This window comes from uncultured Allobaculum sp. (genome assembly GCF_948576815.1).
GTDB classification, from domain to species: Bacteria; Bacillota_I; Bacilli_A; order Erysipelotrichales; family Erysipelotrichaceae; genus Allobaculum; species Allobaculum fili.
The window spans coordinates 1-23508 of the sequence record NZ_CAPAEZ010000013.1 but is presented as its reverse complement, the minus strand read 5'-3'; the positions used below and the strand labels follow the sequence as shown (position 1 = coordinate 23508).

15 protein-coding genes, 1 pseudogene and 1 other annotated feature are annotated in these 23508 nt (G+C 51.8%); of the genes and pseudogenes, 3 read left to right on the top strand and 13 right to left on the bottom strand.

Annotated elements, in window-relative coordinates; all coding sequences use genetic code 11:
• Positions 1–73: 73 nt before the first annotated feature.
• Positions 74–622 carry a hypothetical protein gene (locus Q2J39_RS02995; RefSeq protein WP_230267557.1) on the top strand — a complete coding sequence of 183 codons (549 nt, stop codon included), beginning with the start codon at positions 74–76 and terminating at the stop codon, positions 620–622.
• A gap of 201 nt (positions 623–823) precedes the next feature.
• On the opposite strand, the gene Q2J39_RS02990 is transcribed toward Q2J39_RS02995, so the two are convergent.
• From Q2J39_RS02990 to Q2J39_RS02970, 5 genes are all read right to left on the bottom strand, one after another.
• Positions 824–4315: a transglutaminase domain-containing protein gene (locus Q2J39_RS02990; protein WP_288338909.1), complete on the bottom strand. Its 3492-nt coding sequence runs from the start codon at positions 4313–4315 to the stop codon at positions 824–826.
• 258 nt (positions 4316–4573) lie between these two features.
• Entirely contained in the window at positions 4574–5440 is an 867-nt protein-coding gene (locus Q2J39_RS02985; protein WP_288338910.1) for a MetQ/NlpA family ABC transporter substrate-binding protein, read from the bottom strand.
• 220 nt (positions 5441–5660) lie between these two features.
• Positions 5661–6338, bottom strand: a complete 678-nt coding sequence (locus Q2J39_RS02980) for a methionine ABC transporter permease (RefSeq protein WP_230267560.1) — start codon at positions 6336–6338, stop codon at positions 5661–5663.
• On the bottom strand, positions 6322–7365 hold the full coding sequence (locus Q2J39_RS02975; protein ID WP_230267561.1) for a methionine ABC transporter ATP-binding protein: 1044 nt from the start codon (positions 7363–7365) through the stop codon (positions 6322–6324). Before Q2J39_RS02975 ends, Q2J39_RS02980 begins: the two co-directional genes overlap by 17 nt.
• A 62-nt stretch (positions 7366–7427) precedes the next feature.
• Positions 7428–7659, bottom strand: a binding site (T-box leader).
• The gene (locus tag Q2J39_RS02970; protein WP_288820755.1) at positions 7654–8190 is read right to left on the bottom strand and encodes a hypothetical protein; all 537 of its coding nucleotides are present in this window, start codon (positions 8188–8190) and stop codon (positions 7654–7656) included. (Overlaps the previous feature by 6 nt.)
• A 122-nt stretch (positions 8191–8312) precedes the next feature.
• Here Q2J39_RS02970 and Q2J39_RS02965 point away from each other — a divergent pair, with 122 nt between their 5' ends.
• Together Q2J39_RS02965 and Q2J39_RS02960 are read left to right on the top strand one after the other, a co-directional pair.
• On the top strand, positions 8313–8828 hold the full coding sequence (locus Q2J39_RS02965; RefSeq protein WP_288338911.1) for a hypothetical protein: 516 nt from the start codon (positions 8313–8315) through the stop codon (positions 8826–8828).
• Between the two features lie 547 nt (positions 8829–9375).
• Entirely contained in the window at positions 9376–10065 is a 690-nt protein-coding gene (locus Q2J39_RS02960) for a carboxylesterase (protein WP_288338912.1), read from the top strand.
• A 99-nt stretch (positions 10066–10164) separates the two neighbouring features.
• Here Q2J39_RS02960 and Q2J39_RS02955 read toward each other — a convergent pair whose 3' ends face one another.
• The 8 genes and pseudogenes from Q2J39_RS02955 to Q2J39_RS02920 all read right to left on the bottom strand — a co-directional run bounded on the left by Q2J39_RS02955 (position 10165) and on the right by Q2J39_RS02920 (position 23159).
• Positions 10165–10941: a uracil-DNA glycosylase family protein gene (locus Q2J39_RS02955; protein ID WP_230267565.1), complete on the bottom strand. Its 777-nt coding sequence runs from the start codon at positions 10939–10941 to the stop codon at positions 10165–10167.
• A 240-nt stretch (positions 10942–11181) separates the two neighbouring features.
• Positions 11182–12627: a nicotinate phosphoribosyltransferase gene (locus tag Q2J39_RS02950; protein ID WP_288338913.1), complete on the bottom strand. Its 1446-nt coding sequence runs from the start codon at positions 12625–12627 to the stop codon at positions 11182–11184.
• 6 nt (positions 12628–12633) lie between these two features.
• Positions 12634–13254, bottom strand: a complete 621-nt coding sequence (locus Q2J39_RS02945) for a cysteine hydrolase family protein (protein WP_288338914.1) — start codon at positions 13252–13254, stop codon at positions 12634–12636.
• A 324-nt stretch (positions 13255–13578) separates the two neighbouring features.
• Positions 13579–18588, bottom strand: a complete 5010-nt coding sequence (locus Q2J39_RS02940; RefSeq protein WP_288338915.1) for a sugar-binding domain-containing protein — start codon at positions 18586–18588, stop codon at positions 13579–13581.
• A 565-nt stretch (positions 18589–19153) separates the two neighbouring features.
• A pseudogene (gene recA, locus Q2J39_RS02935) lies at positions 19154–20152 on the bottom strand (recombinase RecA); the annotation flags it as partial.
• A gap of 336 nt (positions 20153–20488) precedes the next feature.
• The gene (locus tag Q2J39_RS02930; RefSeq protein WP_288338916.1) at positions 20489–21130 is read right to left on the bottom strand and encodes a CinA family protein; all 642 of its coding nucleotides are present in this window, start codon (positions 21128–21130) and stop codon (positions 20489–20491) included.
• 66 nt (positions 21131–21196) lie between these two features.
• Entirely contained in the window at positions 21197–21793 is a 597-nt protein-coding gene (pgsA, locus tag Q2J39_RS02925; RefSeq protein ID WP_288338917.1) for a CDP-diacylglycerol--glycerol-3-phosphate 3-phosphatidyltransferase, read from the bottom strand.
• Positions 21794–21974: 181 nt separating this feature from the next.
• Positions 21975–23159 carry a RodZ family helix-turn-helix domain-containing protein gene (locus Q2J39_RS02920; RefSeq protein ID WP_288338918.1) on the bottom strand — a complete coding sequence of 395 codons (1185 nt, stop codon included), beginning with the start codon at positions 23157–23159 and terminating at the stop codon, positions 21975–21977.
• Between the last annotated feature and the right edge of the window lie 349 nt (positions 23160–23508).

Sequence of the window (23508 nt, the reverse complement as noted above, 5' to 3'; positions counted from 1 at the left end):
GGACAGGCTGTGTGAGGAAATGCGCGCCATCGCCCTGTATATGTTCTGCGAATTTGAAGTCAAAGATCTGCATATGCCGGCAAAAGACTATTATGGCTGTCTTATGGGGATGCCTGGCAGCACCATGAATTATGGCAGCAGTTCTTCGCCGTTTTATTTCTATTCCAGCCGCCGCGCTCGACTGCTGGAGGCGTTCAATCGCTCTTTCAGTTTAGACTTTGAACATGCAGAAGATCAGGACAGGCTGCAGCCTTTAGTTTATGACCAGGATCGAAACGGCATCGTTTTCAATTTTGTCCGTTCTCTGGCGTTCCGTGACGTACTGTTCATGGAATCTGGCCTGAAGCGGGGAAAGCCGGATGGCGACTCTGAATTTGAAATTCGTGCGGCCAGCACTTCCGGAATTGATTTCCATGCGTTTGCCATACAGCCCGGTCAGGGAGGAAACAGCCAGACCCATTCGAAACAATATCGACGAAGAAAGCGGGTTTTACTGGAAAGAGGGAGACGATGCCGTCTTCCAGTATTCGATGGATCCAGATTGTATGAAAGCATTTATTCGCTGCACGGTATATACGCTCGATTGCAGCGGTCAAAGAGGCATCGTGATTTTCGCAGATAAGGCTTACGATAAGATGCTCGACTAAGTCCTGCAGCGATTTTGAGGTCCTTCACCGAAGTGCCTATGTCTGACGCAGCATCCAAAAAAATGAAAAGCGCCTTCGAGGCGGCTGGAACGCATGCAGGACATGCAGTCCGGATCCGCCTGGAAAGCGCTGTTTTTTTGTTCTGTTTAAGAGAAAGACTGGATTGATCTGTCTGGCTATCTTAAGCCGTACCAGCCAATGCCTTCCGCGTTCCATCCGTTTCGGACAAGGAAGGCGTTTTCGTTCGGGTCGGTCGTGTAGTTATGGCTTCCGCTTTTCGCGTTGGGATTGTACTGACGATAGAGCGGGACGCCCTGGGCATCATCGGAATACCAGCCGATGCCTTCGTCCGTCCATCCGGCGCGGATCAGATGATCGCGTTCATTGACCGACATCGTGTAGTGATGATCGCCCGCATTGCGGTTGTACAGACGATATACCGGCGTACGGGACGTTTGCGGCGCGTACCAGCCAATGTTCTCATACGTCCAGCCTGCCTGAATCAGGCTGTTCTTTTCCCTCTCCTGGGCCGTATAGAAGTGTTCGCCCGAGTTTGGATTGTACAGACGGAACATGGCGACGCGCGGCACGGCCGCCTCTTTTCGGATGGAAAACGTCCGCGTTACGCTTCCTGTGTAATGGTTTGTGCCCTGGATGGTAAGACTGGCTGTTCCGACGTTCACGTTATTGGCATAGCTTACGGTGTAGTCCTGACCTGGAATCAGATCTGCGCCGCGGCTGCGGACCGTTAAAGACGGCTGAATCTCCCTGCCTGTCCAGATTTGCTCAGCGATCTGACCGACCATGTCTTCACTCAGGCGGACAGGAACAATCTCGAACTTCCTGACTGCACTTCCCGTGTAATTTCCTTTCCCCGTGATGCTCAGTGAGGCCGTTCCAGGTTCCCGGTTACCCGAATAGCTCAGGGTATAGTCTTTGTCCTGTATCAGACGCGTTTTGCCATGGCTGACGGTTACGGACGGCGCAATCGGCTGGCCTGTCCAGGTCTGATCCGGTATTGCCGAAATCATATCCGTCTTCAGAGAGGCGGGTTTGATCGTAAAAGTTTTCTTTGCGGAGCCCGTATAGTTTCCTTTTCCGGTAATGGTAACGGTCGCGGTTGCCGCACTGATATTGCTGGAACAGGAAACGGTGTAATCCTTGCCGGATGAGAGGGTTTTGTTTCCGAGTTTCACCGTTACGCCCGGCTGAATCGCGCTTCCGGTATACGTATAGCTTGTCGAAGACAGGGTAACGGAAGCGCTGCTCAAAGACGGCAGCGCATTCCACACGGCTTTAAAGCGGAGGACATCTCCGTCTATGTCTGTCGTTTTGGCCAGCGGGGTGCCGTTGGAGTAAATCGATTTTGGATATTTGTGTCTGGCGGCTTCGGCGTCGGACATGAACCGGTTTCCGGATGAACTTTTATACATGTACTGCTTCTTCCTGTCGCTGTATACGTACCATCCGCCAAAGCTGTATCCGTCTCGCGTATATGTGCATTTTGTGGTCGTTACCTTCTGGCCGTAATGGACGACGGTATCTTTCATCGTCGCTCCCTTTCCGCCGTTAGCCTCATACTTGATGGTGAACTTTTTGTCCGGCACCTGCACCTGAATGGTGTATTCCCTTCGGTTCGGGGAATAAATTTTCAGCTCTGCGGATCCGGCTTTCACAGGGGTCGCCTTGATGACGGCTCCGGCGCCTTTGGATGAATTGACGGTAAAAATATTCGTATCGCCAGAATACCACGTCAGGGAGTATCTGGAACCGCTGGATGTGGACAGACTGATCGAATACGTACCTCCAAGTTCCAGCGTCAGCCTGCCGTTGTTGGGAACCGTCTTCGATTTATAGGACGCGGACACACCCGACACGTGTACAAAATTGCTGGCGGCAAGCCAGGTTCCCTCTTTTGCAAGCTTTGTACCTGGCGTCTTGAAATTTGCAGGATCCGGTCTGTGGTCCTTATTGATGTTCGTTTTACCCAATAAAAACCACCGGGTTTCCGCATTAAAGGAGTCATTCCATGTCACGTCGATGGAATAGTAGTAATTGCCAAGTTTTGAAATATTCCAGGAATGAGGCTCAAATTTGCCGGTCGCATTTCCGGTTCCCCCGACGATATACGTTTCCACGCCCGACGCGTTGGCCAGCAGGCTGAACGCATGGGCATATCCTGAGCAGACCGTTTTGCGGCCGATTAAAGCACTGTAGGCGGTCTGTCCGCCATCTTTCAGCTTCTTGTAGTTATTTTCATAATCGATCGTCTGAATCAGATACCGGTTAATAACTTTCAGCTTCTGCACTTTATCGGAAATGTCGATCAGCGGCCGTTTATCCAGAGACGTAAGACTGCCTTTATTGACGATTTCCTTAACTTTATTGAATACTTTCTGCTGACCGGATGTTCCAAAGGCTTTTGCAATCTCATTCCATTCGTATCTGGAATAGGAATCTTTATCAATCCTCCGGACAAAATCGCTCATGGACGGAGCATAGCTTTCCAGAAGAATGTCGCTGTCCGTGAAAGAAGGGATTTCCTCCCGATTGACGAATTCCACATCCAGAGAAATCGTCTGGCTTTCGCTCTGATACAGAACCCAGAGGGCATGCTCCCGTTCTGGGTCGTCGCTCTGAAGCTGGAAGGCGATGCAGGAAGGCAGATTGCCGCCGTCCTTGAACGCGACGCGCATCGTTCCATTTTCGGTTTTCGTCTCAAAACCCGATTCTGCACCGGGCTCAAATTCATTAGCGACCCATACAGACGCAAAATCCGGCAGACGAAGCGAGAAATGATCTCCGTCCTGCCATCTATAAGAAGAAGGATATTCGAGATTCAGGAAAACGGTAGAGCCGATCTGTTCTGGCTTGAGCTGAATCTGGTTTTCTTTCAGCAGGTCTCTGCCCGTCTGATCATTTTCACAATTCGAATTTTCTTCTGTCTGCCGGCTGGCTTCCGGCCTTCCGCTGTCTTCCTGCGCCGGACGGTCTGTCGCCGCATTGTCTTCGGACTGGTCCGCTCTGGAATCCGGTCTGTCCGTATCTTCTGACGAGGACGGCTTCTCTTCGTTTTCCGTGTCTTCTTCCGACTCGTCGACAAACGTAAGAACAGCTGGCTCTTCATTCGCATTCAGTTTCCAGGAAAACGGCAGATCTTCGGCTGCCGCTTCTACAGGAAGGGTAAGAGGAAGCGGGTCCTGAAGGTCCTTCCCGCTTCGTGCATTCAGTTCTATGACCAGTTCGTTTCCTTCCATCGTCCACTGACCGGCGAGAACTTCGCCTTCCAGCCAGATCGGCTGCGGCTTATGCGTGTGTTCGACATGAATCGCCTCGGGAATCGGGAGTCGTACCGTATCGCCCTTCTCCACTCTTCCAGCGTCTTTCAGGAAGATCAGATGGAGAAGAATCTTCTGAGACGAATGTTCATCCGACCAGGCTTTTTCGATTTCAAAACGAAATCCCGGCTGATCTGACCAGCAGACCGAATCGGCTGGCTTTCGACGGGCTCGTTTTTCGGTTCTTCGTGCCCGAAGGCCGGGAGTACGCTCGAGGAGAGGAACAGGGAAACCGAGAGGATCGCCGAAAAACCGGCGAAGGCTCTCTTTCGTATTTTCTTCGCATGCATAGGCTTTCTTTTTCCTTTCCAGTGTGAATTGCCTGGACATTATTATAAATCGTCTTTTTTTATTTGAACAACATATTCCATATTTTTTCGCTATGAAAGACTGTTTTTAAAGACGAATCTGCTCTTTCCTTCGAAAGCTGCCTTTTCCTATTGCGAGCAATTTTTTGCTTGCGAGCAATTTTTTGCGCCCTGCTGGAGCTCTGATTTTTCACCCCATAAAAAAAGCGGCTCAGACAGAAGTTACATTCTGCTTGAGCCGTTTTTTGCATCCGCCTGGATTTTGCTTTAAGGGCGTGTCTTACTTCGCCGGGAAGGCGATTCCTTTGAATTCTTCAGTGATGAAGTTTTTGATTTCTTCGGATTTCAGGGTATCGACAAGTGCTTTGATCGCCGGATCGTCTTTTCTGGATTCCTTAACGGCGATGACGTTCTGGTACGTCTGTGCAGCTACCGAGTCCGCAGCTTCGGTTTCGAGCAGCTTGTCTTCCACGCCGGAAGCGAGGGCGTAGTTGCCGTTGATTACGCCGTAATCGATATCCGGAAGCTTGGAAGCCACCTGGTCCGCCGCAATTTCAACGATGTCGAGGTTTTTCGGGTTGTCGACGATATCGCGAACGGTTGCCGTGGAAATGGTTGCGTCTTCATCGAGCGTGATCCAGCCAAGGCTTTCGAGCAGGTACAGAGCGCGGGCTTCGTTGGTCGCATCGTTTGGAACGACGATGGTTGCTCCGTCTTCGATTTCATCAACAGACTTGTGCTTTTCGGAATACAGACCGAGCGGTTCGTAGTGGATGGCGCCTGCGCTTACGAGGTAGCCGTCATCTCCGGATTTGTAGCCGTTGTCTTCATCGTAGCTGATCAGATACGGTTCGTGCTGGAAGTAGTTGGCATCCAGAGAGCCGTCGGATGTGGACGGGTTGATGTTTGGATAATCGGAGAATTCCACGATTTTCAGATCGATGCCCTGATCGGCCAGTGCGTCTTTGGCTTCTTCCAGGATGATCGCGTGCGGGCTGGTCGTTGCGCCCACAGTCAGTGTGGTTCTTTCGCCTTCGGCACTGGATGCAGAAGCAGCAGCTGAAGAGGCGGCAGGGTGGCTGTTCGAGCAGGCAGCCAGCGAGAGCGCGAGTGCGCCGCAGGCAAGAAGCGAAGTCAGTTTTTTCATTTTGTTTTCCTCCCTTTTACTGGAAATGTTTTTTATCGGACTCGCTCTGGCCGGTCAGGATGCGCAGCCGGTCCGGTCAGGCGAGAAGGATACAGATCAAATTTGAAATGAAGTCAGGCTTTCCGGCTGGATTCAGACACTTTCGTCTTTGCGGAATTTTTTATGGTCCGCATTTTTTCATTTGCCGGAGAAAGCGTTTGTTTTAAGCGTTTTTAATTCATTAATGCGTTGTCTTGCGCACGAGCCAGTCGCCGATCCACTGAATGATCGAAATGATGATCAGAAGCAGGATCAGAACGACAAACGTGATATCCCACATCTGTCTCTGCCAGCCAAAGCGGATGGCCAGGTCGCCCAGACCGCCGGCGCCGACGGTACCGACAATGGCGATCTGCCCGATTACGGCGATCAGAACGATCGTCAGACCGCGGATCATGCCGGGAATATTCTGACGAAGATAGACGTTGCAGATGATTTCCCAGGTGCTCATGCCCATGGAAATGCTGGCTTCGACAATGCCGTCGGGAATTTCTTCCATCGCCGATTCCAGCTGTCTCGCCATGAACGGGATCGTACCGACAATGAGCGGAACGATGGCCATCTTGATACCGATCGTCGTATGGAAAATCAGACGGGTCAGCCCCATCATCAGCGGAATCAGGATGACAAACGGGATGGCGCGAAACAGGTTGATGATTTTATCCAGGATCCAGAAGACCGCTTTATTCGGGGCAATGCCGTCGGGCTTGGTGATGACCACCAGCACCGCGAGAGGCAGCGCGATGATAAAGCTGACGATTCCGGTGATCACTAACATGATCAGGGTATCCACAATGGCCTGGGGGAATTCGTCCGCAAACGCGATGACGTTTGGAATCCAGTTACTCAATGTGTCCACGCTTGATCACCTCCACTCGAATATGACTGTTTTTCAAATCCGCAACGGCGTTTTCAATCTGCTCGTTGCTTCCGGTAAAGATCGTTACCAGCTGGCCGATCGGCTCGTCTTTCCAGATTTCGACGCTTCCGAAAATAATGGAACAGTCGATGCCGAATTCTCTGGAAATGTGCGAAATCATTGCTTCGGCTGTGCTGCTCGAATCGTACTGCAGCTTGACGAGCTGCTGGTTGGCTTTCAGGCGGGTCAGCGGATGATTCTGACGAATCAGTTCATCTACCTTGTTGGCGTTGGACGCGGTTGCGATGAACTCCTTGGTCATCTCCTGCAGAGGGTTGGTGAAGATCGGGATGATGTCTCCCTGTTCCACTACGCGGCCATTGGCCATAATAGCGACCTCGTCGCACAGCTCCTTAACGACGAACATTTCGTGGGTAATGACAACCACCGTAATGTGCCGTTCGGTATTGATGCGCTTAATCAGTTTCAGAATGGTCTGCGTCGTCTGCGGGTCGAGTGCCGAAGTGGCCTCGTCGCAGAGCAGAACTTTCGGATCGTTAACGAGCGCTCTGGCAATCGCCACGCGCTGTTTCTGACCGCCGGAAAGCTGGGAAGGATAGGAATCCTTTCGCTCGACCAGATCGATCAGCGCCAGCAGTTCCATGACCTTGGCGTCGATTTCTTCCTTTGGCCGTTTTTCCAGCCGCAGCGGCAGGGCGATGTTTTCGTAAATCGTCAGGGCCGGCAGCAGGTTAAAGTGCTGGAAAATCATGCCCATTTTCGAACGGGCTTTACGCAGCGCTTTGGGCGATGCTTCCATTAAGTCTTCGCCGTCAAAGATTACTTTTCCCTCATCCGGACGCTCAAGAAGGTTCATGCAGCGAACCAGCGTGGATTTACCGGCACCGGAAAATCCGATGATGCCGTAGATCTGTCCTTTTTTGATATGGAGCGAAACATCTTTTACCGCGCTGACGGTTCCGTCTTTTGTCTGAAACGTCTTTGTGACATGTTCAAGCTCAATCACAGTTTTCTCCTTCCTGTCAGAATCCAGATTGGAAAATCCGGATACAAAAAAAGCCTTCATCACATTAGGACGAAAGCTGACACTTCGTGTTACCACCTAAATTCGCATACCTGTCGCCAGATACGCCTCATCAAGTACAAACATACTCTAACGCTGTAACGGGCGTTCCCGTCAGACCTGTTAATCGGCCATGCTGCTCCAAGACCATGTTCGGACATCTTCGGCATTTCTTTTCACCAGCCAGAAACTCTCTGCACCCTAGGAATGTCTTACTCTTCTCTTCTTCGCTTATTTATGCGCATACTCTATCACGCTTCTTGAAAATGGCAAAAGAAAAAACAGAATATTTTGGGAACTATGTGAATTTTTCCGGGTTCGAATGCAGTTTTTGAGCGGGTTTCTCCCTTTTTTCAAACGTCCAGGATGAATCGAAACGGCGCATTTTTGCGTCTTCTGTCCATTCTTCTTAAACAAAGTCTTAATTTTAAGGTTTCGTGTATACCCCAAAAGATACGTCTGGTTTTCTGGAGCGTATTCGTACCAGCAGACAGAATCCAGACCCCATCCAGACGGAACGGCGGATCGCATGCGTCCTCTTTTGAAATCTGGGCTATGCGTGCCTGTCTCAAATGCGCTTGCAGTTTCCCTTTTTTCGACTGTGTAAAAAAATTCTTGACTCCGCATAAAGAGGATATTAAGGCTCGATCGCGTTTCCGGAGAAGCAGCCTGCTGAGCGCCTGTCCAATCCAGGCAAAACCCCAGAATTTCTGCGTCCCCCCAAACCGGCCGATCTCCATCGGCTGTCCCCTTTTCTATTTTTCTCAAACTTCATTTTTCTCTCAAAACCTGAATTTCTATTTCATATTTCTATTTCTTCTATTTCTCTTTGCACCCGTATTTCTTATCCCCCCCATCCGGTCCGCTTTGTTTTCTCAAAAGAAACGGGCATGAAAAAAGAGCCCATTGCCCATGGACTCTTTTTCGCAGCAGATTTCTTTTTGGCACAGCTTGACGATTCAACCCACGATCCTTTGCCAGAGATAAATCGAATTATGACTGGAAATGCAAAGTGCGCTGCGGCGTGTGTGAATTATGATGGATCAGTTGTATACGTGGAATTTGATCGCCGAGCAGTTGCGGGAACAAAGCCGATTGGCCTGTGCGATCGCCTCGTGGAAGACTTCCGTAAATCCCATGGAAGATTCAAAGGAATCGTCCTGGATGGAACGGTTTTCTTCTCTGAGTTCATCGAATTCCTCCTTGGATTCGCTGAGAACCTGATTCGCCCTTTCAAATTCTCCATCGCGCATCATGCGGAGGGATTTTACCATTTTCGCCCGGAGGTTTCGGCTGTTGGAATTGAGCTGGTAAAGTTTCATTCGTCTATCGTCTTTCATGGCGGCTGTGCTCCCTTTTTCTATTTCTCTCAAATGTCTAAGTTCTCTTCAGGTTTTACCTGCTGATTTCTTTGACGGTTAAAGTGTATCAGATGCCATATTTCGAGGAAAAGGCGGATACACAGGAAATTTAACCAGGGTAAAATTTGCATTAAGAACACATTAATTAGCATTAAGTTCGCATTAAGATAGAAAATAGTCAATTAATCATCATAATCGGATAAGAAAATAATGAATAAATTCCATATATGCCGAAATTCATATTTGGCATCGATTTTCTGTCTTTCGACCCGTTTTGACAATCGAATCCACAACGGCCAAAATATGTCTATACTTTCGTTGTCTAATCTATCTCTTTTTGTCTCATTCTCCGCTTGAGAAATTTCCCTGCCCGCGTACAGAACGGTTAAAAATCGCCTGATGTTTTAGTAAATTTCGTCTTTTTCAGGCACTTTTTTCACCGTCTTTTTTTCGTCCATTTCTGACGAGAATATGGGATTTATGCGTTATCTTTCCCGCCAGTCTCTTTTTTGATGATCGTCTTGGACAGGGCGGACGGCCTTCTTCGAAAAGCGGACAGAAGCCGGATCTTTGCCCATGGTATAATTCGGCCATGAACTTACATTTCCCGTTTATTCACCGTCCGGATATTGTCGTCACCATTCACGGATTCGGGCGAAGAGTTTCTCACGAGATGGATCCGCTCAAAGCGTGGCTGGAAAAGCAGGGCTTTGAAGTCTGGACTTTTGATTACTTTGATCCGCAGGATCCAGGCGATACCCGCATGGAAGACTGGATCGGCCGCTGTGAAGAAAAACTGCGCCAGGCGATTGCGACGGGTCGTCCCGTTCACCTGCTTGGCTTTTCCATGGGCGGCGTGGTTTCTTCCTATCTGGCTTCCGTATTCAAGGTGAAGCATCTGCTGCTTTGCGCACCCGCCTATTTCCCGCTCGATTTTTATCAGGTGGAACGCGCCGCCAAAAAAGCGCTCTTTCCCTTCAGCGACGGGGATTCCGGCAGTCTGAGCCGCAATCATACCCAGACGTTTCTGAAAGTCGTCTCGACGTATCGCTATTCGATTTTGCAGGTAGACTGTCCGGTTCTCATTTTGCACGGAACGGCGGATGAGGTCATCAGCGCCAAATCTTCCGAACGCATGATTTCCCTGCTTGATCCGGCGCATACGCGTCTGCTCTATCTGTATGGAGCGAAACATCGCTTTTTGTATGACGGCACGTACGAATCGATCGTCTTTCCGATCATTCGCGATTACTTCCGCAATGAGATGACGCCTTTTCACTGATTGTTATCTCGACCGATTGACCGCTTCATTTTGAGGCGGTCTTTTTTATGCCGCCCGGCTGGATCTGCGGACTGGATTTATGCTTTCGTCTGGCCGCTGCTATTTTGGTTTGTTCTGCGTATCGTCTGTCTTTGATCCTGCCGGCTTTCTCGAGGCGGTTTTCTGCCAGCTCTCGCGTTTGGGCAGATGGTCTTTAAAGTCGGGATCGATCGGAATACTGAGCACGTCATGAATTTTCTGACGGATTTCCGGTACGACCTTTTCTTCAAATTCCGGGTGCTTCATAAACCAGCCGCGGTTTAATCCCGAGGGATGCGGCAGGACGCAGCAGGGCTTGCCTTCGTATTCGAGATGGGAAAAGACGAGCTCATCGAGCGTCTTTCCCGGAAAAATCCGGCTGGCGGCTTCTCGGCCGGCGATCAGAATCAGCTCGGCTTCCTTAAGAAGCTCAAGCTCTTTTTTCGTCCAGCGCTCGTAACATACGGCAGGCGGTTTCTTGTCGCCGGTCTTTCCCTTGCCGGGAAAGCAGTGACCCATAACAGTGAAGTAGAAGTTTTTCGGATCGTAAAACTGCTCTTCGCTCAGGTAATACCAGGACTGGCGCAGACGCTTGCCGGAAGGATCCGCGAAGGGGCGGCCGATTTCATGGACGAGACGTCCGGGCGCCTGAGAAATATGAACGATTTTCGCATGCGGGCCGCCAAAGACGACCGGGCGCGGTTCAAAACCAAACAGTTGGCGGCACTGACGGCAGGCCAGAATCTGTTTCTGAAGACAGTCGATGGGCGTATCGATCCTTTCGGATTGATTGAAATCGGACGGTTTAGTTGCCGGCGTCTGGTTTTTGTCCGCCTGTAACGCTGTATCGGTTTCCATAAAACGGTACCTGCTCTTTCTGTGAATCGTGCCTGTCTTTTCGGCTCTTCTGCCAGTGTAGCGCATTGAAAACGGGATACCGCTTCCACCGCTTTAGTCATAGCGTAAATAAAGTCTGCGCAGGAAGGGGCATATGCGTTGCTTTCTGCCCCCGGTAAAGGATCCGCACAGACGGACGAAGAAACCCGGATCCGTCTGGATCCGGGCAAATGTATTTTCGATCGGAGTTCAGCGTTTCATTCAGCGCTTGGACTTGATCATGTCGAGCTTGAGGTCAATGAGCTTTTCGGAAAGGTCGACGTAGTAGATCTGCGGGTTGGTGAAGCGCTTGATCTCTTCCCAGAGCGTTTCCTGCTCTCTGGCACAGTAGTCGCGAATGCCAAGCAGGGACGGCTGGCGGTACACGAGTTCGCCGTTAATGAAAATCGGCACGAGAAGTTCGCGGATTTCGTACGTGTCCTTTTCGATGACTTTGTTTTTCCACTTGTTCATCGGATGGTAAATCGTCAGATCTTCCGATTCATCGAGCACTTCATCCGAAAGCGTCATCAGGTCGGCGACCGCTTTGCCGTCTTCCTTGTTGTAAATGCGGTACAGGTTTTTATAGCCCGGGTTGGTGATCTTCTCTTCGTTTTCCGAAATCTTGATCCGGGGTTCCATAACGCCGTTTTCTTCAATGGCCGCCAGCTTGTACACGCCGCCAAATACCGGCGAGTCCTTGGAGACGATCATGTTTTCACCGACGCCGTACGCATCGATCTTGGCCCCCTGACGGTCTACGAGCGATTCAATCAGGTATTCATCGAGCGAGTTGGAAACGACGATGGAGCAGTCCTGCATGCCTTCTTCATCGAGACGGCGGCGGATTTTCTTAGACAGATACGCCATGTCGCCGGAGTCAATGCGCACGCCTTTGAGGCGATGGCCGTTGGGTTCAAGGTATTCCTTGGCAACGCGAATAGCGTTTTCCAGACCGGAGTGCAGCGTGTTGTACGTATCGATCAGCAGCGTGCAGCTGTCCGGATACATTTTGGCATACGCCAGGAAGGCGTCGTATTCGCTGTCAAAGCTCTGCACGAAGGAATGAGCCATCGTGCCAAGGGCGGGAATGCTGAACTGCTTGCCAGCTTCCGTCGTTGCGGTTCCGGCTACGCCGGCGATATACGCCGCACGTGCGCCCTGAATGGCGGAATCGAAGTTGTGGGCACGGCGGGCTCCAAATTCCATAACCGCCTTGCCTTTGGCCGCCTGCACAATGCGTCTGGCCTTGGTGGCGATCAGCGTCTGGTGGTTGACCGCAAGAAGGAGCGCGGTTTCGAGCAGCTGGGCTTCAATCAGCGGCGCCTTGACGCGAATGAGCGGTTCGTACGGGAAGACCGGCGTTCCTTCCGGAATCGCCCAGACATCGCCCGTAAATTTCACCTGAGAAAGGTATTCGAGAAACTCTTCCGTAAACTGCCCGCGGCTGCGCAGGTAGTCGATTTCTTCCGGCGAGAAATGCAGATCCTGAATGTATTCGATGACCTGATTCAGTCCGGCGAAGATGGCAAAGCCGCCTTTTTCGGGATTGCGTCGATAAAACAGATCAAACACAACTTCTTCGTTTTTGTGCTGATTAAAGTAGACCTGGCTCATGGTGAGTTCGTAAAAATCCATGACCAGGGTCAGATTTCTTCCATCTTTCATTTTTCCTTATTCCTTTTCAACGGAACCTGCGATGAGAATTCCATTTGCGGCCATCATGGCCAGCGCGGTTTCGTTCCACTTGGCGGCATCGTGTACATCCGGGATGTGGTACGTTTCCACACAGTCTTCCGGCACGATCACGCGCATGTTTTTTCGATTGGTCTGATTGATCCAGCTCTGAAGCGGCAGGGCGAGCTGAAGTACGCAAAGATCGGTGCAGCATCCGGTCACAATCAGATCGGCGCCTTCTTCTGGAAGGCTTTCGAGCATGGAGGCAAACTGCGGGCTGGCCGCGGCGCTGATGCAGTTTTTATACAGGGTATGCGAAGCCGTTTCAAGATCCTTCAGTTCATCGATCACCATGGATTCTTCACTGCCTTCCAGACAGTGCACGGGAAACGACTGAAATTCCGCCGCATCGGGCGTATGCGAATCCCGGATGAACCAGACGGGCGCCTGAGATTCTTCAATGAGCTTTCGAATCGGTGCTGCAGACTGCAGAATCGCCGGATCGGCCAGTGCGCCCTCACGGGCGAAGCCGTTAATCATATCGACCACAAACACAACGGGATGATGAAGCGATTCAAGCGATACAGACGATGATTTTGAACGCTGCAGACGAGCCATACTTCAGTTTCCTTTCTTTGGCGGCCTTCTGCGTCGGTTTGAGGCACAGAAAAAGGGGACACAAAGCGGGCCGCCTGAGTTTGTGCATTATTATACTCTAAATCGTGCCGGCCAATTTCTGAGGTTTCGATCTTTTCAATTCGTGCCGTTTTCGTTACGAAATGCCTCGAAACCGGAACGGTCCGCTTTCCTGCGGCACACTGCGGCCCAATAAGAAAGGCTCCCCGCCTGCACAGTACTGTGCAAATGGGGAGCCTTTTGTATGTCCTGAATTCGAAGAAATCTTTAAAACGCTCTGGATCTCTGGATATGCGTTTGGATCGACTACTTCAGGGCGTCCAGTGCGTCTGTGCCCGGCTGAAGACGTACAGAAAGCAGAGCGTGGTTGAGCGCGAGGGCCGCGTCGTTAACCGCCTTCTGGCTTTCCTTTTTGTCCAGAGCCGTTCTGGCTTCGGGCAGAGCTGCCGTTACCGGAGCAACGGTCTTATACGCCTGGGCGTTCTGGAGCAGATCATCGGCTTCGGCGATTGCCAGTTCGAGCTGGGTCGTATCGATGGCGATGATGGAAGCCACTTTATACGTTTTGGAAACCAAACCGGAATAGTAGCCGTTTCCTTTGAGGGTTACGGTCACTTCGTTTGTTTCCGGATTGGCTTCGTAATCGAAGTAGTAGTCGCTTCCGTAATGGAGCGTTTCATTGGCGCTCACGGTGATGTCCTTGTGCAGGTCGGTCTGACCAAGAACGAACGTATCGTCGATCGTTTCCGGCCAGGTTACGCTAAAGCCTTCAAGCGCTGTGAGATTCCGTTTCGGGAATTCTGTCGCCACGCGCACTTCGGCTGCCGACATGTCCGTATTGGCTTTGCCACCGTTGGTCATGGTTTCGACACCGATGAAACGAACCGCTTTCGCGGTAACGGTATGGTCGAATTCCGCGACTTTCCAGCCGGTGGTATACGGCCATTCGCCTTCGGAAATGTCTTTCCATTCGCCGTCATCGCTTTCCTTGTACTGCACTTTGTAGGTAACAACCTGACCGTTGCGTCCGCCGCTGCCGGAGCTGTTTCTTGGCAGATAGCGCAGAGCCGCGATCGTCTGCGGTTCTTCAAAGGTCAGATCGATGTGACGGTTTTCCACTTTGGAACCTTCGGAATTGTTCCAGTTGGTGTGATACCAGGTTCCGGTGCTGTTATCGAGAACGTTGGACGCCGGTCCTTCATTTGTACCGGGGTATACGCTCGTCGCAGAAGCGGTCATCGTCGTGCGATCGAGATCGTACTCATCAGTTTCCGGTTCACGTTCATACGGGGTGCGCAGTTTTACCGTCACGAGACGGGTCGCGCTGTGGTCTTCGGATTCCACGTAAAGCAGAACGCTTTCGTCATCCTGGCGAACGACGGTTACCGCCGCATTTTCGGCACCCTTCACGTCGAGGGTATCCACAAGGTACGCTACGGACTTGAGCAGGCTTGCCTGCGTAGCCGTCAGATCTTCGTCCTTGCCGTTCAGAATGAGCGTTTCGAGATCGGTTGTCGATCCGGCTTCCAGAGCGGAAGTAACGGGATACATTTCGACTTCGGAAATGCCGTGGCAAACGTGTACGTCCGCACCGCCAAGGCCCTGTCCTTCCGGTGTAGTGAAGGCAATTTTCAGAACGGTAATCGACATCGGATCGAAGGTGTACTTGTATTCCTTGTAGAACGGAGCTTCATCACCCTGTTCGTCGCCGATCGTTTCGGTCGCATTGATTTCGGTCCAGGTTCCTTCTTCACCCGTTGCCGATGCGTACAGTTTTACAGCGCCGGCTGCCGGGTAAACGGCGGACCAGGTGTCCTTGATGAAGTAAATGCTCGTCTGGTTGATCAGCTGCGCGGTATCGAGGTATACCTTGATTTCCGTGTCGAGCATCTTATTCTCGCCGGTCGCGTTAGTCGCGTTGAAGTTGGTCCAGATCGTCTTGTTCGTTCCGCCCTGAGCAGACGGTGCGACATTTCCGTCCTTAATGGCGAGCAGCGTATCGGACTGCAGAGAAGCTGGAATATTCTGTTCGATCTTATAGCCAAGGTTTGGAACAACGTTGGCTCCCTGGGTCAGAGTTTCGGTTCCGACGCGAATGCTTGCGGTTACCGGGTATTCCTTGCCGAGAACATCGGCTGTACCTTCAATCGTGTACGTGCCTTCGTCAGTCCAGCCGTTTTCCGGTACGTTTTTCCAGGTGACTGGCGCCAGGAACGGCATCACATCGCCATCCTGAGACAGGAATGGGCGAGTGGAAGGCAGAGACGGTTTTTCGTTTGGTTTAACCACAGCCGAGTAGTTGGCAACAGCGCCCTGATCGGCAACAAGGTTGATGTAGTACGTGAGTTTCTGACCGTCGGCCACGCCGTTGACAACGGCCGGCTTGTCGAACGTCAGGTTATCGAGGGAGAAGTCTTCCCAGACGATTGGAACGTTTTCCTTAACGGTTCCATCCGCGTACGTCAGTTTCGCGGTGGCTGGAAGTGTCGGAACGGCGCCGCTGCGCAGGTAGCAGCCTTTCGCGTATTCGGCGCTGATCAGATCGCTGGCTTCTGGCGCCTGGGCTCCGGAAGCGTTAATGACTACGGTATCCGACGCCAGACCGTCGGCAGAAGCGGTGACGCGAATTTCGCCGTCTTCGCCGGTAGAGCGGACGATAGCCACCATCTTGCCGGAGAATGCGGCACGGTTGTCTTCGTCATACGGCTGGAAGTCAATGGAGTTTCCGTTGTCGCAGCCGACAATTTCGCCAGGGCCTTCGACGCTGAAGGAAACACGGTCGGTCGCGTTGGCTACTTCGTTGTCTTTTGCATCCTTAATGTCGACGGTGATGTAGGAAAGGTCCTTGCCGTCGGCCTTGATTTCGGTGCGGTCGGCTTCGGCGTCGAGTTTGGCCGCATCGCCGAACGTCGTTACCTGATTGCGTCCAACGGTCTTTTCGATCTCGTTTCCGTTGACGTCATAGGCGGTCGCGGTCAGCGTGCCGTCAGCGTATGGAACGTACCAGGTGAAGTAGAGATTCATATAGTCGGCGCCTTCTTTATCCGCGCCTTCGTAAATCCGCCACTTGTAGCCGTTTTCGGTTGTTTTTTCGGTGAATTCCTTCGTTCCGATTTCCCTGGTCTGACCATTGGTATCGGTGAATTCCAGTTTTACTTTGTGCGCGTTGGTGTAGACGACAACCGGAACGCCTTTGGAGTTGCCGGTGTAAACCAGATCCGACTTCCATGCCGGAAGCATATGGAGCGTCGTATCATCGTGTTTCCACATTGCACGGTAGAAATAGTAGGTGTCCTTTGGCAGACCGGCGGTGTCGATAATTCCAAAGTAGGAGTTTTTCGGAGCCGGCCAGCCATAGTTGGCATGATCGGTATTGGAAATGCCGTTCCAGGGCGTCGGTTCGCCGAGGTAGTCAAATCCGGTCCATACGTACTGACCGGCGTACCAGTCGTACTGAAGACTTCCGATCATCTCCTGGGCTGCACGATGGCCCCAGCTTACGCAGGAGTAGTCGTAGCTGGTCAGCTGACGGTCGCCATTCTTGTCGGCCTGGCTGCCGACGCGATCGTAAATGCCGCGGGAGTTTACAGAAGAAACGGTTTCGGTACCGATAAAGCGCCATTCCGGATGGTGGAGGCGGAAACGCGTAAGCAGCGCTTCGGGCAGACCGTAGTTGGAACCGATCAGACCGCCGGCGGCGTGAATGGCGTCACGCATCTGGTTGGATACGGGGGTGGCGTTGCCTAAAGTCTTGTTATCGCCTAAAACAGCGGGACGATCGTCCATGGCCTTGATCCAGTCGAGCAGGTTCTGACAGATCGTCGGGAAGTGGGATGTAGAGCCGTGTTCAACTTCGTTGCCGATATCCCAGATTACTACCGCCGGGTCGTTGCGGTCGCGGCGTACGGATTCCTGCAGGTCATACTGCGCCCAGACTTCGGCCTGATCCGCATGCAGAAGTTCGGTATCTTCCGGCAGCGGTTCGCTGAAGTAGCTGGCGTAATCTTCGGTATTTCCGTTTTTGTGCTGATCCCATCCGTCAAAAATTTCTTCCATCAGGATGATGCCGTTTTCGTTGCAGACATCGACAAGAACCTTGCTTGGAGTGTTATGAGACGTACGGATGGAATTGACGCCCATACCTTTCAGGATTTCGACCTGGCGTTCTACGGCACGATACGTGTCAACCGAACCGAGCGCGCCCTGGTCATGATGCATGCAGACACCGTTAAGCTTCATGTCTTCGCCATTCAGCGAGAAGCCGGTATCCTTATCAAAGTTGAAATAGCGATAGCCAAATTCAGTAGAGTAGCTGTCGACTTCGTTTTCGCCTTCAAAGATTTTCGTCACAACGGTGTAAAGCTGTGATTTTTCTTCAAAGCTGTTCGTGGTATGCCAGAGTTTTGGCTTGCTGACCTGGAAGGTCTGATCCACAACCTGCGTGCTGCCGGCTTCGAGCGTTACAGCATCGCTCTTTGCGGAAGAAGCGGCCGGTTCACCGTCTTCCTGTCCTTTTTCGTACAGGAACTGCTGAACCGTTACGGTTTTCGCTTCGTTGCTGGAGTTGACGATCGTCGTCTTGACGTTGGTATCAACATCGCCGTCGTGCTGCTCTGCGAGTTTTGGCGTGGTAATCTGCGTTCCGCTGAGATCGACATGAACGTCGTCGGTTACGGTCAGATGGACGTTGCGTCCGATACCGCTTCCGGAATACCAGCGGGAGGATGGAATCTGGTGGTTGACCCGAACGCTGATGACGTTTTCGCCGCCCCAGTTGAGATACGGTGTCAGATCATAGGAGAACGGCGAATAGCCATACGGATGATCGCCGAGTTTGTGTCCGTTGATGTAGACGGTGGAATTCATGTAAATGCCGTCAAAGTCAATACGGACCTGTTTTCCCATCAGGGCATCATCCAGCGTAAAGGACTTGCGGTACCAGGCCAGACCGCCTGGCTTATAGGCGCTTTCGCCTTCCAGGTTGCGGTCGTAATCCTGAGTGATGGAATAGTCGTGCGGTACATTGACGATTTCCCAGCTGGCATCGTCAGCGAGCGGCTGTTCGGCACCGGCTGCATCGCCAAAGTGGAAGCTCCAGCTTTCGTTGAAGTTCAGACTTCTCTTCGATGCATCCTGGGCGCTGACGGTCTGCACGGGATGTGTGTAGGATGGGGTATCCAGCTGTCCGGACTGGGTCCCGGTCTTCGTATCTTCCACGGCTGCCACCGGCAGGGCGAAGGAAGGAACGGAAGACACAACCATGGCTGCCGTTAAAATCGCGGAACCGAAAGCAAGCCTTGCTTTATTTTTTCTCATTTATGTTTCCTTTCTAGAAAAACTGATTCGCAGAAGAGCGGTCATGACGTGTAAAGCTGCCCGAATATGCCACTGCCGTCGTCTGCGATGAAACCCATTACATTAAAAGTTTACAAAAATACCGGAGGAAACTGAATAGAATGCTTGTATCCGTGCAAATCCATTCCCAATTCCCACACACTTTTCAGTCGTTTTTAATCCGTTTTTTCAGACTGCAGCGGCGAGGCGCGCACGCAAAAAAGCTCTGTCTTCTGCAGGAATCATCCTTGCAGAAGGCAGAGCCGTATTCATGGAGTTTTGTACAGGATTTTAATCGTTTCTCTAGGTGAGCTCTGCGAAAAACGGATTATTCGCGGATTTCGCCGGTTTCAAGATCGAAGTCCACGAAGTTTCCGTCGAGATCATCGTCGAAGTCTTCGTCATCGTCTTCAAAATCGCCCTCAGCCAGATCGAATTCGGCCTCTGCGTCGTCCTCATCGGCCTTTTTCGTCTTGTTTTTTTTGTCGGTTTCCTTTTTCTGATCGTCCTTGTCGATATCGTCCGAAAGGGTTGTACCGCGCATGATTTCCTGAACCTTCTTAACGATGTCTTCGTACAGTTCCGGGTTCTTTTTCAGGAATGCCTTGGCCGCTTCCTTGCCCTGGCCGATCTTTTCGCCCTGATAGGAATACCAGGAACCGGACTTCTTAATGACATCGTATTCGGAAGCCAGATCGATCAGCTCGGAAATGGCCGAGAGGCCTTCACCGTAAATGATTTCCAGCTGGCACGTACGGAACGGAGGGGCCACCTTGTTTTTAACGACACGGATGTTGACTTTGTTACCGATGGATTCACCGTTGGCCTTGATCGTTTCGCTCTTGCGGATATCGATACGTACCGAAGCGTAGAACTTCAGCGCCACGCCGCCCGGGGTCGTTTCCGGGTTGCCGTACATGCTGCCGACTTTCATACGCAGCTGGTTGATGAAAATCGCCGTGCAGTCGTACTGGTTCATGATACCGGCGATTTTACGCATCGCCTTGGACATCATTCGCGCCTGCGCGCCGACCTGCAGCTCGTTCATTTCGCCGTCCAGTTCGGTCTGCGGAACGAGAGCCGCAACGGAGTCGACAACGACCAGATCCACGGCGCCGCTTTCAATCAGCATCATCATGATGTTCAGACCCTGTTCACCGGAATCCGGCTGGGAGAGAATGAGCTCATCGATGTTGACGCCCAGATGCTTGGCGTAAACCGGGTCGATCGCGTTTTCGGCATCGATAAACGCCGCGCGTCCGCCTTTTTTCTGCACTTCCGCAATCGCGTGCAGCGCGAGGGTCGTTTTACCCGAAGACTCTGGACCGTAAATTTCAATAATACGGCCTTTTGGATAGCCGCCGATGCCCAGCGCCTGGTCGAGCAGCAGCGAGCCGGATGGAATCGGTTCAACGTCCACGCTCGAGCGATCGCCCAGCTTCATGATCGAACCTTTTCCGTATTCTTTCTCAATCGCCTTGACGACATCGCCTAAAAGTTCGTCTTTCGATTTATTCTTGATTTTTTCCGATCGCTTCTGCGCGATCGTTTTTACAGATGCTTTTTTTACAGCCATAAAATTCTCCTTTCCCTGTTTTCTTGATCGGGGATGCAGAAGATTCTGAATCCCAAGGATAATTGCCGTTTTCCAGACTTGCCTCTGGAAAAAGGGATTCTTCTTTTCAGTATACGCAGACAAGCGCGATTCTTCGTATTCTTTTTGAATCGCGCCGCTTATCTAAAATCTCTTTCGATTTGCGTAAAGTGCTTATTTGTTGCGTAAATTGAATCAATTTCGCGCATATCACTCTGATATTATACGCATTTTTTACTCATTATGCACCAAAAAAGCGGCTTTTCAGCCGCTTGGGAACGTGTTTTTTCAGGCCTGCTCATCCTGCTTTTGTGCGGCCGCATCGAGAAGATCGTCTTCCATCATCTGACGCAGCGTAATCAGCATGGACCGTACAGCCAGCTTGCGCAGACCGTTTCTCTCCCTTTGAAGATGCGCCTTGAAGACGACGGTTTTTCGCGGACCGCTCAGACCGCAGTAAATGAGTCCGGCCGGCTTGCCTTCCATCGCGTCCGGACCGGCGTTTCCGGTAAAGGATACGCAGTAGTCGGCTTGCAGTTTCTGACGGGTATGATAAGCCATCACCGCCGCGCACGGGGCGCTTACGACACCGAACTCTTCGATCAGCGCCGGGCTTACATCGGCAAGAAGCGTTTTGAGCGGAGTCTGGTACGTGACCAGTCCGCCGCGCAGAACTCTGGAGGCGCCAGGAACGCTGCCGATGGTCGCGCAGAACAGACCGGCGGTGAAGCTTTCGCAGGAACATACCGTCTGCGAAAAGGCGCTGGCACATTCTACGAGCGCTCTGGCCGCGTCGAACAGATCGTCATACGAAATCAGGCCGTCGTCCTGCAGAGGCTCGATCGTCAGCTGATCGATTTCTTCGTACGATTCTTCGGACAGACCGCCGTGATTTTGAATAGCTTTTTCTTCACTTTGTGTTGCATTCATATCAAACTCTCCTTCTTCCCCTTTCATCTTTGACGATTCCCGGGAAAAAGAGAAATCAGATGCGCACTACATAGACTCCATGACGTATTTGCGCAGTTTTACAAAATAAATCCATCCGGAATACAGCGAAACCAGCGCTGCTGCCCACAGGGTAATCTGATCCAGCGGGAAGTGCAGGTAGACAAACGGCCAGTTGCCCAGAAGCAGAAGAATGATCGCGATCATCTGCAGAACGGTTTTCAGCTTGCCCGGAAAGCCCGCGGAAACGACTTTGCCCTTGGAGGCCGCGCTCAGGCGCAGACCGTCAACAACGAGGTCGCGGCTGATCATCAGCAGAACCGGAAGCACAGCTGCCGAATGGGTGTAAACGAGCAGGATGAGGGTGCTGTTGACGAGCATCTTGTCCGCGATCGGATCAAGGAACTTGCCAAACGAGGTAATCAGATGACGCGAACGGGCGATTTTGCCATCGAGCAGATCGGTAATCGAGGCGGCCGCAAAAAGCAGCAGCGCAAGCAGATTGCGCAGACCGAATCCGGCTTCCTTGGACATGAGCAGCCAGTCGGCTGGAATGCAAAGATAGACGATCCACAGAACCGGGACCATGACCATGCGAAGCACAGTCAGTTTATTGGGCAGATTAAGCTGCTTCCAGAAATTCATTTCATTTCTCCTTCTTCAGACTTCAAAATTTCGGCTGCACAAACCCAGGGCAAAGACGAACACGCGCCCGTCCCCCAGACAGCCAGAAAGGATCGAACAGCCCGCCATGAGGCGGCATTCGATCCTTTTCAGTATAAAGCCATATTCGTATTTCCTGTACAAATCCTGTGTTTCCAAACCTTTACTGCAAAGCTTCGGCACCATCCGTATCCCCGTAGATCTCCGTGCCGTCACCGTACACATTGGGATCGTAGGCGTTTGGATCGGTGTAGTAGCCGTTTTCGTCAATCGGGGCATCGTAGGCATCCTCGACGTATGGCGTATTGAGATCCTGACCGGCTGGATCGGTAAGCGGCTGGCTTTCCGGTACCGTTTCGTCGCTGCTTTGCGTGGAATCGGCTGGTTCCGGCGTTCCGGAGAAGATCAGATCGAGATCAATGCGGTTTCCTCCGGACTGGGAGTACTGCGTATAGTCGGCTGGAATTTCACTGCCGTCAATGCGCAGCCAGTTATAAACCGACGGACCGGAGAAGACGACGGACAGCGTGCCGCTCTGTCCCGCCTGCAGGGTGTACGTATATTCCCCGCTGACGACCTGAGAAAAGGCGGGCGCGCCGTTCCACGTAATGGTCACGGTCTGGCTGCCGACCGCGTAAAACTGTACTTGCACTTGCGGCTGGGAGGACAGAAAGCCTTCAACGCGGTAAGTGTTTTCGGATTCAAGCGAGCTGATGCGAAGCGTCGGCTTTTCACTTTCCGGCTGCGCATCCGAGCTGCGCTTGGACTGCAGATCCTGCGCAAGGCGCTGGGTTTCTTCTTCCTTGGCCAGCCGTTCTTCTTCCATCTGCTTTGCACGCGCGGCATAGGCTTTTTGCGCGACGGAATTCTGATAGGCGCTTAAGGCGAACAGTCCGGCTACGGCAGCCACGATCAGAAGAATCATGCCTTTGGAAATTTTCTTGCCGCCCCAGCTGAGTTTTCGCGAGAGCGATCCGGCGCTGCGTTCGAGAAACGATTTCTTGCGGCGGCGTTTTCCCTTGCGCACCGTAGCTTTAGTCGATTTGGCCTGCGGCATCGTTTCGATCATCTGGATCTGGGCCTGATAAAGCGCCTGATCGCGCGCCTGGGCATAGCGGGAAACGTCTTCATCGACTTCCTTGCGGATCATGTCCCAGTTGACACCGATCGCATCGCAGTACGCATGAATAAAATAGCGGACATACGAAAAGTCATCTGAAAACAGATCCAGATTGTGTTCTTCAATCGCGCGGATAAATTCGGGTTTCAGCCTCGTCTGTGTCGATACGTTTTCAATGGACAGGTGCAGGCTTTCCCGTCGATGTTTCAGTGTCTGATAATAGGGCATAGCTCCTCCCTCGGTTCTCAATTATAGCAAAACACCTTCCATGATCCGATCGGGATTGGCTGTGGCAGTATGTGAAGTTGTCAATATATTTTGGGACGCCACCTAAAGATAAAGCGTTTTTGGCCTATATCCCATTTTTTAGAAGACCCAAAGGAGCGGAATTTCTCCGTTTTTCTGTCCCGTTTGCACGCCGTTTTAACGCGCAGTCCACACGATGCAGCGCCAGGTTCTTCGCCCGGCGCTTCGTTTCTTCTCTTTTCTTTTTAAGATGTTCTGCTTTTTTCGCGTCGTTGCAAAGCCAATGCTGTTCACTTAAGCTTCACAAGCTCACTTACAAATCAGGTTAGTT

Bases quoted from the DNA above. Each gene is read 5' to 3' on its own strand.
- Q2J39_RS02995 (WP_230267557.1), top strand. From the start codon at position 74: ATGCCGGCAAAAGACTATTATGGCTGTCTTATGGGGATGCCTGGCAGC.
- Q2J39_RS02990 (WP_288338909.1), bottom strand. From the start codon at position 4,315: ATGTCCAGGCAATTCACACTGGAAAGGAAAAAGAAAGCCTATGCATGC.
- Q2J39_RS02985 (WP_288338910.1), bottom strand. From the start codon at position 5,440: ATGAAAAAACTGACTTCGCTTCTTGCCTGCGGCGCACTCGCGCTCTCG.
- Q2J39_RS02965 (WP_288338911.1), top strand. From the start codon at position 8,313: ATGAAAAAAGAGCCCATTGCCCATGGACTCTTTTTCGCAGCAGATTTC.
- Q2J39_RS02960 (WP_288338912.1), top strand. From the start codon at position 9,376: ATGAACTTACATTTCCCGTTTATTCACCGTCCGGATATTGTCGTCACC.
- Q2J39_RS02955 (WP_230267565.1), bottom strand. From the start codon at position 10,941: ATGGAAACCGATACAGCGTTACAGGCGGACAAAAACCAGACGCCGGCA.
- Q2J39_RS02950 (WP_288338913.1), bottom strand. From the start codon at position 12,627: ATGAAAGATGGAAGAAATCTGACCCTGGTCATGGATTTTTACGAACTC.
- Q2J39_RS02945 (WP_288338914.1), bottom strand. From the start codon at position 13,254: ATGGCTCGTCTGCAGCGTTCAAAATCATCGTCTGTATCGCTTGAATCG.
- Q2J39_RS02940 (WP_288338915.1), bottom strand. From the start codon at position 18,588: ATGAGAAAAAATAAAGCAAGGCTTGCTTTCGGTTCCGCGATTTTAACG.
- Q2J39_RS02930 (WP_288338916.1), bottom strand. From the start codon at position 21,130: ATGAATGCAACACAAAGTGAAGAAAAAGCTATTCAAAATCACGGCGGT.
- pgsA (WP_288338917.1), bottom strand. From the start codon at position 21,793: ATGAATTTCTGGAAGCAGCTTAATCTGCCCAATAAACTGACTGTGCTT.
- Q2J39_RS02920 (WP_288338918.1), bottom strand. From the start codon at position 23,159: ATGCCCTATTATCAGACACTGAAACATCGACGGGAAAGCCTGCACCTG.